Consider the following 12,082-nt stretch of genomic DNA (forward strand, 5'->3'; position numbering starts at 1 on the left):
GTGCGGATCGCGCTACTGACCTATTCGACCAAACCGCGCGGGGGAGTCGTGCACACCCTGGCGTTGGCGGAGGCCCTCGCCCGGCAGGGCGCGGACGTGACGGTCTGGACCCTGGGCAGGCACGGCGACGCCGCCTTCTTCCGTCCGGTCGACCCGACTGTCGCCGTACGGGTGGTGCCGTTCGCACACGTCGACGACGAGACCGTCGGTGAGCGGATCCTCCGATCCATCGAGACGATGCGCGCCGCCTTCACACCGGAGGCCTACGACATCGTCCACGCGCAGGACTGCATCAGTGCCAACGCCGTGGGACGGTGCGTGCGAACCATCCACCATCTCGACCAGTTCACGACGCCCGCGCTCGCCGCCTGCCACGAGCGCGCCATCGTGGATCCGTACGCGCGGATCTGCGTGTCCGCCGCCGTCGCCGCGGACGTCTCCGCCGGGTGGGGTCTCGAGTGCGCCGTCATTCCGAACGGTGTGGACGCCGCCCGATTCGAGGAAGCCCGCGAGGACGCCGACCGCCGCCGCAGGTGGGCCGGCGAATTGGGCGACTACGTGTTGGCGGTCGGCGGTATCGAACCGCGCAAGGGCAGCATCGACCTGGTGGAGGCGTACGCACTGCTCGTGAAGGAGCGACCCGAACTGCGGCTGGTGTTCGCCGGCGGCGAGACCCTGTTCGACTACCGGGGGTACCGGGCCGAGTTCGACCGACGGGCCGCAGAGCTGGGTGTCACGCCGACCATCCTCGGAACGATCGACGACGCCGAACTCCCCTCGCTGGTGGCCCAGGCGCGCTCGTTCGCCTTCCTCTCCACCAAGGAGGGATTCGGGCTGGCCGCGATGGAAGCCCTGGCGGCAGGCGTTCCCGTCGTCGCACGTGACCTGCCGGTCCTCCGGGAGGTCTTTCGCGGGACGGTCCGGTACGCGTCCACCCACGAGGAGATGGCACGCGCCCTGACCGAACCTGCCGACGGCTCCTCCCTCGACGCGGGGCGCGCCTTCGCTCGCTCACATCGATGGGACGACGTCGCGCAGAAGCACCTCGAGTTCTATCGAGAGGTCGCGGTGCACCGCTGACTCAGTCGGCGCTCTTGATGGTCTTCATCGTGATCAACGAGGTGACCCGCGAGACCGCGGGGAGCCCGCTGAGTTTGGTAGCCATGAAGTTCTCGTACGTCGCGAGGTCGCGGACCGCCACCCGGATGAAGTAGTCGGGGATCCCGAACAGCCTCCGGCATTCGATCACCTCGTCGAAGGCGGCGACCCGCGACTCGAACTGCTCGATGGTCGCCTGGTCGTTCACCCCGATCTCGGCGGTGACGATCACCTGGAAACCCCGATCGAGCGCTTCCTGGCTGACGATGGCGCGGTAGCCGGTGATGACTCCGTCCGCCTCGAGCTTCTTGACCCGGCGCAGGCACGGGGAGGGAGTGAGACCCACGAGATCCGCCAATTCCGTGTTGGTCAGACTGGAGTCGTTCCGCAGGTGGTCGAGAATTGCGTGATCGATATCGTCCATTGAACTATTATTGCGCAGAGTGCGCCGAATGGGCATTCTCTCGCAATCGTGCACCTGGATAGTTGCTATAGATTTGCGTGGTGATCGATCCAGTTACCCTCTCGACGACCGCCGTCGTCGACCCCGACCCCCGGCAGTCCCCGGAGTGGCGTCGCGCCCTGCAGGCGTCCCTCCCCGTCGGAATCGGGCTGGTCCCGCTGGGGATCGCCCTCGGGGTGCTCGTCGTCCAGCAGGGGCTCAACCCGTGGTGGGCGATGGTCTTCACGTCGCTGATCTACGCCGGTTCCCTCGAGTTCATCGCGGTCGGCATGGTGGCCGCGATGACGCCGCTCCCGTACATCGCGCTGACCGCGTTGCTGGTGAACTTCCGGCACGTGTTCTACGCCTTGAGCTTTCCCCTCGACAGGGTGAAGGGCCGCCTTGCCCGCTTCTACAGCATGTTCGCGCTGACCGACGAGGCCTACGCCATGACGGTCACCGGCGACCGGAAGTCGATGTCCGGGCGGGTCATCGTGTACTCGCAGGTGTATCTCCACGCGTACTGGATCGGTGGAGCGATGCTCGGAGCGACCGCGGCGCAATGGATCCCGGAGAACATCGTCGGCCTCGACTTCGCACTGACCGCGCTGTTCGTCGTGTTGTCCATCGAAGCCATCCGGGCCCAGCGCGGTTTCGCGGTTCCCTCGATGGCCGTGATGTGTGCGCTGATCGCGCGACTGGTCGACCCCGAACACATGCTGCCGATAGCGATGGGCGCCTTCGTGGGCCTGCTCGTCATCCGCTACCTCGTCACCCGGCGAAAGGTGCGCACCGATGCCTGACCCCGGTTACATCCTCGCGGCCATCGCGATCATGGCGATCGTCACGTTCGCCCTGCGCGCCGTCCCCTTCGCGATCGTCATGCCGTTGCGCTCGTCCGCACTCGTCGGCTACCTCGGTGTCTACCTGCCCGCCGGGATCATGCTGATCCTGGTGGCGTACTCCCTGAAGAGCGTGTCCGTCACCGCCCCCTCGCACGGGATCCCCGAACTGATCGCGGTGGGGGCGACGGCCGCGGTGCACCTGTGGCGCAAGAATGCGGTGCTCTCGATCGTCCTCGGAACCGGGCTCTACGTCGTCCTCATGAACTGGGTATTCGCCTGAGCCCGGCGCGCCTCACGTTTACGACGCAACCACACGGGTAGGCAGGAACCACAAGACAGTCGGCCGTTTCTCGGGAAGGACGCACTGATGAGTGAACAAGATGCACGCTCGGTGACCGGTGTTCGGGACAAGGACTACAACCTGATTTGGTTCGTCGAAGCGTCACTGAGCAACGCGCTGCGTCTCGAGGGCTACATCTCGGATGCCGACATGGACGGCGACGCCGAGTTGGCCGACTTCTTCCGCCGCGCCCAGGCCGTCAGCCGAAAGGGTGGCGATCTGGGCAAGGCCATGCTGGCCGCCCGCCTGAAGAAAGAACAGTAGGTCCACCGCAGAACGAAAACCGCCGGCACCAAATGGTGCCGGCGGCTTCTGCGACGGTGCCGTCATATCGCCTCTCGGCAAGTGGTCGCTCTCGGCGACAATTTTAATGTGGTACCCGGGGTATGTCCGACACCGTCGACGGATTCAACAGTACCGTCCTCGGAGATATTCCGCCGCTCCGGCGTCACACTTCGTCGTCAGCCGTCGGATGCGCGATCGCGAGCAGCGCCGGCGCACCTCGGCCCGGCCAGGTGCCCTCGAGGGTGTGCGAGCCGACGGGCGCGACCCGATCCGGATCGATCACGCGGAACACCCGCACGCCGATCTGGTCCGTCGTGATGACGGTGGCCGTTCCCTCATTCACACAGGTCACAGCATCGATGACCGGTACCGGCGAGCCCACCGAGCCGGAACCCGACACTCTGGTGGTCACCTCTCGGCGCTCGCCGGGTGTGGCGAACTGGAGTTCCGCCTCGGTCCCTCCCGTCAGGATCGCCGTCGCGAGCGCACCGGCGTACACCGGGTCGACGCACGCGTCGTAGACCCAGCGCTCACCCAGCACGGAATGCTGCATCGTGGTGATCAACGACGCCTCCGCACCGGCCATTGGGGCACCGCGATAGGTCACCGGCACCTGCACGACCCGCCCGTCCGCCGTCCGGACCAGGTGGGTTTCGATGCCGACATCCCCGGCCGGATCGTCGAAGCGGTACGCACCGACGACCTCGACGGACGACGCGTCGGCGGACCCGATCCAGGGCTGGCGCGGAACCCAGTCACCGAGCATCTCGGCCTTGGACGGGGACAGCTGAGCGTGATGGATGAGAGCCACGCGGGCGACGGTACCGCGTCACCAAGTGCCGCGACGACAGCGCCGATCAGGATCGGGACGCCGCAGTGAGCTTGGCGATGTCGGCGGCGTAGACGGTCATCCACTGCGGATGCAGCCGGTAGTAGACAACGTCGTTATCCCAGTCGAAGAAGTCTTCGCCGTAGAAGCCCTTGAAGTAGGCGAGCAGGTCCGGCCAGTCCGCGGCCGGCTCGCCCTCCTCGGGGTTGAGGATCTCCACCGTGCCGTGCGTGAACACACCCAGGTCCTCACCGCGCAGGTGCGCAGCACTGACGGCGGGCCGGGCGGCGAGGTGGCGGGCCTTGGCGGCGCCCCGCGCCGTGCCGAAGTGCCACTTCCCGTGCAGGAAGTGCCCGTCCACACCGCTGATGCGCGGTTCGCCCTTGGCTGTGACGGTGGACAGGGCGAGGGTGCACATGCCGGTGACGACCTGGGTGAGCTGCTCCGCGGTCAGGGTGCTCCCGGTGTTGATGATCGAACGCAGATGTGCGGTGGAGCGGGACAGGGAGGCGTCGAGGAGGGTTTGGAGCTCGTCGAGCTCTTCTCGTGTTTCGCGCATGGAGGTCCTTGTCTGCGTCGATGTCGATCCGGGGTCCGGTCCACGTCCACCATCGGCGCCGAACGGTGCAACCATGCTCGCACCGAGACCCTGACAACCTGTGTCAGGTTTCGCTCACATCACCGGGACGGAGGAGATTCGGGCTGCGTCAACGTGGCGGTCAGGCCCGCGAGGAGGATGTCGACGCCGCGTTCGAGTTCGGCGGCCCCGTCGTAGGACGCCAGAACCGGTGCCAGGCCCCGGATCATTGGGAACTCGCCGATCGGCAGGCGGTGAAGGCCGAGGCGCAGAAGGTCGTCGGACTCGTCGGGACGCTCGACGAGCTCCTGCAGTTCATTGAGGACGTGGCCGTAGAGGAAGCCGAACAATGCCCGATAGACGTGCAAGGCATCGGCGTCGGTGAACCCCGCCTTGGTGAGCAGGGTCAGGATGTCCTCGAGCGGACGCAGGGTGCCGAGCGGCCTGAGCCCGAGCGGCGTGGACAGCGGCCTCGTGACCAGTAGCGGGACCACCTGAGGATGGGTGAGGGCCAATCGGCGAAAGCCCCGCGCGACCTCCCGCAGCTGCGTGGCCCAGTCGCCGTCGTCGGTGTCGACCTCGAGTTCTTCGAGGACACGCTCGGCGACCCCGTCGAGCAACGCGGCCTTGTTCGGCGCGTGGCGGTACAGGGTCATCGGGTCGCGGCCGAGTGCTTTACCGAGGCGGCGCATGGACAGCCCGTCGATGCCGTCACGGTCGATGATCTCGAGCGCGCACGCGAGTATCCGCTCACGGGTCATCGGGCCACCGTCGGAGTGGATCGATCGACGCTCGGGCATCTTCGCCATCACGGCACCTTCCCTCCCTTCTAACTGTAGGCCTAAACCGTAGATCTACAGTGTTGACATGCGAGGAAATCCGGCGTTGACTTAGTGGTGCAACGTGGGCCACAGGAGGCCGTCATGATCGTCCGAGATCGTCGGAGTCGCAAGCGTGTTGAACTCCAGCGGTGACACACACCCCGCTGACGAACGACCATTGGTCCGCGCCCGCCGCGCAACCGAGAAACGAGAAACACCGCCATGAGTATCGGGAAAAAGCTTCGCCACAAAGCTGAAACCGCCGAAGGCTCCGCCAAGAAGACCGTCGGGAAGGCGCTCGGAAACGAGCGCATGGAAGCCGAGGGACGCGCGCAGGAAGCCAAGGGCAAAGCCAAGCAAGCCGGCGACCAGATCAAGCAGGCAGGGCAGAAGATCAAGAAAATATTCACCCGCTGACCCTCCACACCAGTCCAAACCTCGACCCCCGTCCCGAAATCAGGCCCCATCATGATCATTCTCGGAATCATCCTCGCCATAGTCGGCTTGGTCCTCAGCGTCCCGGTACTCCTTTACATCGGGATAGCGCTCATCATCATCGGAGTGGTGCTCGAGGTCATGGGCATGGCCGGGCATGCGGTCGCGGGCCGACGCCACTACTACTGACGCACAGCCGGTCCGGGGTGGGTCCGGAATCTGGAGTAGACCATGGCGATATCCGACATCAAGGAATATGCGCACCTCTCAGCGGAGGACGTCGAGGCGCTCAGGACCGAACTCGACGCGATCAGGCGGGATATCACCGATTCACTCGGTGAGCGCGATGCCACCTACATCCGCCGCACAATCGCCTTCCAGCGCGGGCTGGATGCCGCTGCGCGGCTGGTGATTCACGCAAGCCGGACGCGCGTCGGATGGGCACTCGGGACCACGGCTCTCGCCGTGGCCAAGAGTGTGGAGAACATGGAGATCGGGCACAACGTGTCCCACGGCCAGTGGGACTGGATGAACGACCCGGAAATCCACTCCAGCACCTGGGAGTGGGACATGGCGGGCCTGTCGTCCCAGTGGCAGTACTCCCACAACTATCGCCACCACGTGTTCAGCAACGTGATCGGGATGGACGACGACCTCGGATTCGGCGTCATCCGCATCACCCGCGACCAGCCGTGGAAACCGGACAACCTTCTGCAACCGCTGCGGAACCTGTTGCTGGCGGCCACGTTCGAATGGGGTATCGCCCTGCACGGGCTGTATTCCGAACAGGAGCGCGCAGGCACCGCCGCCGAGAAGTCCGGCCACACCCGAGCACTGATCGGCAAGATAGCCCGGCAGACCGGCAAGGATTACGTACTCTTTCCCGCCCTCGGCGGGCGGCGGTGGCGACGGACGCTGAAGGCGAACCTCGCCGCCAACCTACTGCGAAACCTGTGGGCCTACGTCGTGATCTTCTGCGGACACTTCCCGGACGGCGCAGAGAAGTTCACCCCCGCCGAACTGGAAAACGAGACCCGGGCGGAATGGTATCTACGTCAGATGCTCGGCACCGCCAACTTCCGAGCCGGCGCGGTGCTGGCCTTCCTCAGCGGCAACCTCTGCTACCAGATCGAGCACCACCTGTTCCCCGACCTCCCCAGCAACCGCTACCCGGAAATCGCGACACGGGTCCGCGCACTGTGCGAGAAGTACGATCTGCCCTACACCACGGGTTCGCTTGCCAAGCAATATCTTTTGACCCTGCGCACCATCCACAAGTTGGCCCTCCCGGACCGGTTTCTGTCCGCCACCGCCGACGATGCTCCCGAGACCGCGTCCGAACTGAAATTCCGCACAGCATCCACCACGCCCACCGACGGAGCCACCGGACGTCGAACGGGCCTCCGCACCGCCCTGCGCGCGCACCAGCGTTGACTCCGCGGGCATTTCGCCGTCATGAACGAAATCGACCGAGTCGGGGTGGTCGAAGATACCGGCGGTCCTTCTCCGTCGTGCCGCCCCAGACGCCGAATTGCTCACCGGTGATCAATGCGTGATTTCGGCACTCGGTCAGCACCGGGCAGGGCTCGCAGACATGCTTTGCGGCTCGTTCTCGCCGAATGCGTGCACCCTGCCCTTCGCCCTCGCACGGGAAGAAGAGCTCTGTGTCCATGGACCGGCAACGCGCGTGCATCCGCCAATCCCAGTCCGACGCGGAGGGCGCGATCGGCTGGAGTTCGATCCTGTGCTGAGACATCCTGCTCGCCTCTTTCGTGAGAAACGGTGTTCGCTCGACGCGAGGTCGTGGTGACCGCTCGGACCACTTCCGTCCCTTCGGTATGTGAAGGGTCTGTACATACGGCCATTAGATCGGTCGATGCCTCTCATCGGATTCTGCGCTCTCGACCAGCAGAGATGGTACCGATCAGGACTAGATCGTGGCACCGAATGCGCGCCGATGTCAACGCGAAGGCTTGACTCGGAAGTACAAATTGGAGAATATGGCCGTACAAATGTTGTGCGAGTGCGAGGTGGAGTGATGGGCAAGCTGAACGAGGAAGAGGCGTACCTGGTCGAGACGGTGCGCGCCTTCGTCGACCGCGACGTGAAGCCGACGGTGCAGGCGGTGGAGCACGCCAACGAGTACCCCGAGAAGTGGATCGAGCAGATGAAGCAGATCGGGATCTACGGTCTGGCGGTCCCGGAGGAGTACGGCGGATCACCGGTGTCGATGCCCTGTTATGCGCAGGTGACCCAGGAACTGGCCCGCGGGTGGATGAGCCTGGCCGGGGCGATGGGTGGGCACACCGTCGTGGCGAAGCTGCTGTCGCTGTACGGCACCGAGGAGCAGAAGCGGCAGTATCTGCCGCAGATGGCGACCGGCGAGATCCGGGCCACGATGGCGCTGACCGAGCCCGGCGGCGGGTCGGATCTGCAGGCGATGTCCACCAACGCCAAGACCGACGGCGACGATCTGGTGATCTCCGGTTCGAAGACGTGGATCTCCAACGCCCGCCGGTCCGGGCTGATCGCGCTGCTGTGCAAGACCGACCCGGGCGCGTCCCCCAAGCACAAGGGCATTTCGATCGTCCTGGTCGAGCACGGTCCCGGCCTGACGGTGTCGCGGGATCTGCCCAAGCTCGGCTACAAGGGCGTCGAAACCTGTGAGCTGTCGTTCGACAACTACCGGATCTCGTCGGACGCGGTCCTGGGTGGCACCCCGGGCAAGGGGTTCGCGCAGATGATGAAGGGCCTCGAGACCGGCCGCATCCAGGTGGCCTGCCGGGCCCTGGGTGTGGCGACGGCGGCGCTCGAGGACTCTTTGGCGTATGCGCAGCAGCGGGAGAGCTTCGGCAAGCCGATCTGGAAGCATCAGTCGATCGGCAACTACCTGGCGGACATGGCGACCAAGCTGACCGCGGCCCGGCAGCTGACCTGGCACGCGGCCGAGCAGTACGACAGCGGTGATCGGTGCGATATGGAGGCCGGGATGGCGAAGCTGTACGCGTCCGAGGTGGCGATGGACATCGCCCTGAACGCGGTGCGCATCCACGGCGGCTACGGCTATTCCACCGAGTACGACGTCGAGCGGTACTTCCGGGACGCCCCGTTGATGATCGTCGGCGAGGGCACCAACGAGATCCAACGCAACGTCATCGTCTCGCAACTCGTATCGCGCGGAGGGCTCTGATTCGCGCGCGACTAGTTGTCCGGCTTCCAGTGAGCGGACGGCCACTCACCGTGCTCGACGGCGTCGCGCATCTGGCGGACGAGCAGATCGGCCACCGCGTGCACGGCAGGCGGGATCCGGGGGGTGCTCGGTAACGCGAGCACGACGGTGCGTTCGACCGCCGGGGAATGGAGCGGCGCCGCACTGAGAACGCCGCCGGCGACATCACCGGCAACGGCGATGCCCGGCAGGATCGTCCAGCCGTGACCGGCTCGCACGAGTCTCTTCTGAATGCTCACCTCGTTGGTTTCGACGACGATGTTCAGACCGATGTCGAGTCTCGCGCACGCCTCCGCTACCAACGTCCGAATTCCGTGGGGCGCACTGGGCATCACGACCGGGTGGGTCGCCACTTCCTCGAGGGTGACCGGTCGTCCGGTGTCGAGCCCGCCGTCGGCCGGGGCAACCGCCCACAGGTTTTCGGCGAGCAATGCTCGCACGTTGAGCGAAGACGTGGATTTCAGGTTGTAGAGCAGGCCGAGGTCGATGTCACCGGCATCGAGCCACTGCCGCACGTGTCCGGCGTACCCGGACACTATTCGCAACCGGACCGCCGGATGTTTCTGCAACACGGCCGCGACGAGTCGTTCGGCGAGCAGTTCGGAGGTGGAGGAAAGAAGCCCGACCGTCACGATCCCTTGCAGCACTCCCGGATTCGGGCGGATCTCGGCGCGCGCCCGCTCGAGTTCGGACAGCACCCTCCGGGCGCGCTCGAGCATGAGCCGGCCGGAGTCCGTCAATTCCATTCCCGCACGGCTGCGTTCGAACAGGGGAACACCCAGTTCCTGTTCGAGCGTGTGAATTTGGCGTGTCACCGCCGGCTGAACCAAGTGGAGTAGCCCGGCTGCGCGGGTCACGCTCCCGGCGTCCGCCACCGCAACGAGTGCGGTCAACTGCTTGACGTCCACCGGACGACCACCTTCCCGAGCTACTCGCCGTCCCGCACCATCAGCAGGCGATATGCAAGAGCGACATCGATCACAACGAAGAATAGCAATGGTCAAACAGACGAGAAAGCCGGCTGCCATGAGCCAGGAGGGCATGTCAGCGGCGAAGGTCGGCATCGCCATGCCCGGGTCCGGTAACTAACGCGCCTCGACCCCACTCGCGGACGCAGGCTTACCTTTCGGCGAGGAAGCCGATCGCCGCGGCGCCCGCGGCAGTGCGCTCCTCTTCGAAGTACGCGTGCCGTGCGCCCGGGAGCAAGTGCACGCGGGAGTTCGGGATCCGTTCGGCGAGCAGGGGTGCGTTGTCGGCCGGGGACAGAAGGTCGTCGGTCCCGTGCAGGACGAGGGTCGGTGCACTGATCGACGGCAGCGCATCCCACGCGTCATGACCGTTGCTGGCCCGCAAGTGGGCGAGCTTGGCGTGCGCGGGCATGCCCGGGTCCCCGAGGGTGTTGTAGGGTCCGGGATTTCGACTGAGCCACTCAGGCGTGTACATCAACTCCAGCAGGGCGCGGCGCGACCGGTCGGGGTCGGATTGCGCCAGGCTCGCGCGGACTTCCCGGCTGCGCTCCACCGCGTGCGTTCCGCCTGGTGAGGTGCAGCCGAGGATCAGGGCGCGGACACGCTCCGGGTGACGCACGGCGACCCATTGCGCCACCCGGCCTCCCATCGACGTGCCGTAGACGTGCGCCCTCCCGACGCCGAGGGAGTCCAGCACGCTGATCACGTCGTCGGCGAACAGTATTGTGCTGTAGGCGGTCTCGGGCTTGTCGCTTGCTCCGGTGCCGCGGTAGTCCACTGTGATGGTGCGGAAGTGCGTGTCGAAGTCCGCGCGAACACGATCCCACCAGTGGTGGGTGTTGGCCTGACCGGCGAGCAGCAGCAGCGGCGGTCCTTCGCCGCTGACCTGGTACGCGATTCGAGTTCCATCGGACGCCACTGCGTGGGGCACTGCCGAGCCTCAGATCGAGTCGGCAGTACGCAGTTCAGAGATCGCCGCGTTGGTGTAACCGAGCTCCCCCAGGATGGCATCGGTGTGCGCACCCAGAGCGGGAACCGGATCGAATCGAGGCTCCACACCGCTGAGGTTCGCCGGCGGCAGCAGCGCTCGCACCGGACCACCCGGGGTGTCCACCTCACGCCAGCGGTCACGTCCGGCCAGGGACGGGTGGGACAGAAAATCCGAGACGGAGCCCAGCCGTCCGTTGGCGATCGACACCTTGTCGAGTAGCGCTAGGGCGTCGTCCGTGTTGAGCAGACGCGTCCGCGCGGAGATCAGAGCGTTGCATTCCTCACGGTGCGCCACCCGCGCGGAGTTGCGGCAGAAACGTGGGTCGGTGGCGATCGACTCGTCGCCGAGCACCTCCGAGCAGAACGCGGACCATTCGCGGTCGTTCTGGATCGACAGCAGGACAGTGCCGTCAGCGGTGGGGAACGGGCCGTACGGGGCGATCGTCGCGTGTTCCGATCCGACCCGGTTCGGCTGCGTGCCACCGTATTCGGTGTAGTAGGCGGGCGATCCCATCCATTCGCCGAGCGCCTCGAAAAGAGCGACCTCCACCGCGCGGGCGGTACCGGTGGTTGCGCGCGTGTACAGCGCGGACAGGATCCCGCTGTAGGCGTACATGCCGGCCGCGATGTCGGCGATCGACACACCGACCTTGGAAGGGCACTCGTCGGGGCCGGTGAGCGACATCAGGCCGGATTCGCCCTGGACCAGCATGTCGTAGGCCTTGCGATCGGACCAGGGACCGGTGTTGCCGTAGCCGGACACGTCGCACGGAATCAGCGCGGGATACCGCTGCTGGAGAGACGGGGCGTCGAGGTTCATCCGGGATGCGGCGCCGGGCGCAAGGTTCTGCACGAAGACATCCGCTGTGGACAACAGCTTTTCGAGGATGTCGCGGCCCTCGTCGGACTTCAGGTCCAGCGTCAGCGACTCCTTGGAACGGTTGAGCCAGACGAAGTAGCTCGATTCGCCGTGCACGGTCTCGTCGTAACGCCGCGCGAAGTCGCCGGCGTCGGGACGTTCCACTTTGATGACGCGGGCACCGAGGTCGGCCAGTTGCCGGGTCGCGAAGGGTGCAGCAACTGCTTGTTCGATGCTCACGACTGTGATCCCCGCGAGCGGTAGGGCGGTCTGCGATGCCATGGAGCCAGCCTTCCTCGAAATGTACGGCCATTTTGCCTTTATGTACGCGCCACCGTCAATCGGGTGGGGGTCAGGTTTTACA

General features: G+C 65.8%; 16 protein-coding genes. 8 read left to right on the forward strand and 8 right to left on the reverse strand.

Going from position 1 to position 12,082, the window contains the following annotated elements; translation table 11 throughout:
• The gene (locus tag RHA1_RS16170; protein WP_011595983.1) at nucleotides 1-1,080 is read left to right on the forward strand and encodes an MSMEG_0565 family glycosyltransferase; all 1,080 of its coding nucleotides are present in this window, start codon (nucleotides 1-3) and stop codon (nucleotides 1,078-1,080) included.
• Between the two features lies 1 nt (nucleotide 1,081).
• On the opposite strand, the gene RHA1_RS16175 is transcribed toward RHA1_RS16170, so the two are convergent.
• Complete coding sequence (locus RHA1_RS16175) at nucleotides 1,082-1,522, reverse strand: Lrp/AsnC family transcriptional regulator (RefSeq protein WP_005254660.1); 441 nt, start codon at nucleotides 1,520-1,522, stop codon at nucleotides 1,082-1,084.
• 77 nt (nucleotides 1,523-1,599) lie between these two features.
• Here RHA1_RS16175 and RHA1_RS16180 point away from each other — a divergent pair, with 77 nt between their 5' ends.
• The 3 genes from RHA1_RS16180 (at nucleotide 1,600) to RHA1_RS16190 (ending at nucleotide 2,989) form a co-directional block, all read left to right on the forward strand.
• On the forward strand, nucleotides 1,600-2,343 hold the full coding sequence (locus RHA1_RS16180; RefSeq protein WP_011595985.1) for an AzlC family ABC transporter permease: 744 nt from the start codon (nucleotides 1,600-1,602) through the stop codon (nucleotides 2,341-2,343).
• Nucleotides 2,336-2,665, forward strand: a complete 330-nt coding sequence (locus RHA1_RS16185; protein ID WP_009476296.1) for a branched-chain amino acid transport AzlD family protein — start codon at nucleotides 2,336-2,338, stop codon at nucleotides 2,663-2,665. Before RHA1_RS16180 ends, RHA1_RS16185 begins: the two co-directional genes overlap by 8 nt.
• 87 nt (nucleotides 2,666-2,752) lie before the next feature.
• Entirely contained in the window at nucleotides 2,753-2,989 is a 237-nt protein-coding gene (locus RHA1_RS16190) for a hypothetical protein (RefSeq protein ID WP_005254663.1), read from the forward strand.
• A gap of 184 nt (nucleotides 2,990-3,173) precedes the next feature.
• Here RHA1_RS16190 and RHA1_RS16195 read toward each other — a convergent pair whose 3' ends face one another.
• The 3 genes from RHA1_RS16195 to RHA1_RS16205 all read right to left on the reverse strand — a co-directional run bounded on the left by RHA1_RS16195 (nucleotide 3,174) and on the right by RHA1_RS16205 (nucleotide 5,225).
• The gene (locus RHA1_RS16195; protein ID WP_011595986.1) at nucleotides 3,174-3,821 is read right to left on the reverse strand and encodes a CG0192-related protein; all 648 of its coding nucleotides are present in this window, start codon (nucleotides 3,819-3,821) and stop codon (nucleotides 3,174-3,176) included.
• A 46-nt stretch (nucleotides 3,822-3,867) separates the two neighbouring features.
• A complete protein-coding gene (locus RHA1_RS16200; RefSeq protein WP_011595987.1) occupies nucleotides 3,868-4,398 on the reverse strand; it encodes a pyridoxamine 5'-phosphate oxidase family protein in 531 nt (176 codons plus the stop codon).
• 119 nt (nucleotides 4,399-4,517) lie between these two features.
• On the reverse strand, nucleotides 4,518-5,225 hold the full coding sequence (locus tag RHA1_RS16205) for a TetR/AcrR family transcriptional regulator C-terminal domain-containing protein (protein ID WP_011595988.1): 708 nt from the start codon (nucleotides 5,223-5,225) through the stop codon (nucleotides 4,518-4,520).
• A 234-nt stretch (nucleotides 5,226-5,459) separates the two neighbouring features.
• Here RHA1_RS16205 and RHA1_RS16210 point away from each other — a divergent pair, with 234 nt between their 5' ends.
• The 3 genes from RHA1_RS16210 to RHA1_RS16220 are packed head-to-tail and all read left to right on the forward strand — an operon-like array spanning nucleotide 5,460 to nucleotide 7,106.
• The gene (locus RHA1_RS16210; protein ID WP_011595989.1) at nucleotides 5,460-5,654 is read left to right on the forward strand and encodes a CsbD family protein; all 195 of its coding nucleotides are present in this window, start codon (nucleotides 5,460-5,462) and stop codon (nucleotides 5,652-5,654) included.
• A gap of 51 nt (nucleotides 5,655-5,705) precedes the next feature.
• Complete coding sequence (locus tag RHA1_RS50535; protein ID WP_005249980.1) at nucleotides 5,706-5,861, forward strand: DUF6131 family protein; 156 nt, start codon at nucleotides 5,706-5,708, stop codon at nucleotides 5,859-5,861.
• 42 nt (nucleotides 5,862-5,903) lie between these two features.
• Nucleotides 5,904-7,106: a fatty acid desaturase family protein gene (locus RHA1_RS16220; protein WP_011595990.1), complete on the forward strand. Its 1,203-nt coding sequence runs from the start codon at nucleotides 5,904-5,906 to the stop codon at nucleotides 7,104-7,106.
• Nucleotides 7,107-7,125: 19 nt separating this feature from the next.
• On the opposite strand, the gene RHA1_RS46145 is transcribed toward RHA1_RS16220, so the two are convergent.
• Complete coding sequence (locus RHA1_RS46145; RefSeq protein WP_011595991.1) at nucleotides 7,126-7,428, reverse strand: WhiB family transcriptional regulator; 303 nt, start codon at nucleotides 7,426-7,428, stop codon at nucleotides 7,126-7,128.
• A gap of 282 nt (nucleotides 7,429-7,710) precedes the next feature.
• Between RHA1_RS46145 and RHA1_RS16230 the strand changes: the two genes are divergently transcribed.
• Nucleotides 7,711-8,862: an acyl-CoA dehydrogenase family protein gene (locus tag RHA1_RS16230; RefSeq protein ID WP_011595992.1), complete on the forward strand. Its 1,152-nt coding sequence runs from the start codon at nucleotides 7,711-7,713 to the stop codon at nucleotides 8,860-8,862.
• Between the two features lie 11 nt (nucleotides 8,863-8,873).
• Here the strand turns inward: RHA1_RS16230 and RHA1_RS16235 are convergent, their stop codons facing one another.
• From RHA1_RS16235 to RHA1_RS16245, 3 genes are all read right to left on the reverse strand, one after another.
• Nucleotides 8,874-9,809, reverse strand: a complete 936-nt coding sequence (locus RHA1_RS16235; RefSeq protein ID WP_011595993.1) for a LysR substrate-binding domain-containing protein — start codon at nucleotides 9,807-9,809, stop codon at nucleotides 8,874-8,876.
• A gap of 211 nt (nucleotides 9,810-10,020) precedes the next feature.
• Nucleotides 10,021-10,800, reverse strand: coding sequence for an alpha/beta fold hydrolase (locus tag RHA1_RS16240; protein WP_011595994.1), 780 nt, complete (start codon nucleotides 10,798-10,800; stop codon nucleotides 10,021-10,023).
• Nucleotides 10,801-10,809: 9 nt separating this feature from the next.
• A complete protein-coding gene (locus RHA1_RS16245; RefSeq protein WP_011595995.1) occupies nucleotides 10,810-12,000 on the reverse strand; it encodes a CaiB/BaiF CoA transferase family protein in 1,191 nt (396 codons plus the stop codon).
• Nucleotides 12,001-12,082 lie beyond the last annotated feature (82 nt).

The organism is Rhodococcus jostii RHA1, assembly GCF_000014565.1.
In the GTDB taxonomy this organism is placed as follows: domain Bacteria; phylum Actinomycetota; class Actinomycetes; order Mycobacteriales; family Mycobacteriaceae; genus Rhodococcus_F; species Rhodococcus_F jostii_A.

Excerpts from the sequence above, each read along its gene's own strand:
- RHA1_RS16175 (WP_005254660.1), bottom strand. The coding sequence starts at position 1,522 with ATGGACGATATCGATCACGCAATTCTCGACCACCTGCGGAACGACTCC.
- RHA1_RS16185 (WP_009476296.1), top strand. The coding sequence starts at position 2,336 with ATGCCTGACCCCGGTTACATCCTCGCGGCCATCGCGATCATGGCGATC.
- RHA1_RS16190 (WP_005254663.1), top strand. The coding sequence starts at position 2,753 with ATGAGTGAACAAGATGCACGCTCGGTGACCGGTGTTCGGGACAAGGAC.
- RHA1_RS16200 (WP_011595987.1), bottom strand. The coding sequence starts at position 4,398 with ATGCGCGAAACACGAGAAGAGCTCGACGAGCTCCAAACCCTCCTCGAC.
- RHA1_RS16205 (WP_011595988.1), bottom strand. The coding sequence starts at position 5,225 with ATGGCGAAGATGCCCGAGCGTCGATCGATCCACTCCGACGGTGGCCCG.
- RHA1_RS16210 (WP_011595989.1), top strand. The coding sequence starts at position 5,460 with ATGAGTATCGGGAAAAAGCTTCGCCACAAAGCTGAAACCGCCGAAGGC.
- RHA1_RS50535 (WP_005249980.1), top strand. The coding sequence starts at position 5,706 with ATGATCATTCTCGGAATCATCCTCGCCATAGTCGGCTTGGTCCTCAGC.
- RHA1_RS16220 (WP_011595990.1), top strand. The coding sequence starts at position 5,904 with ATGGCGATATCCGACATCAAGGAATATGCGCACCTCTCAGCGGAGGAC.
- RHA1_RS46145 (WP_011595991.1), bottom strand. The coding sequence starts at position 7,428 with ATGTCTCAGCACAGGATCGAACTCCAGCCGATCGCGCCCTCCGCGTCG.
- RHA1_RS16230 (WP_011595992.1), top strand. The coding sequence starts at position 7,711 with ATGGGCAAGCTGAACGAGGAAGAGGCGTACCTGGTCGAGACGGTGCGC.
- RHA1_RS16245 (WP_011595995.1), bottom strand. The coding sequence starts at position 12,000 with ATGGCATCGCAGACCGCCCTACCGCTCGCGGGGATCACAGTCGTGAGC.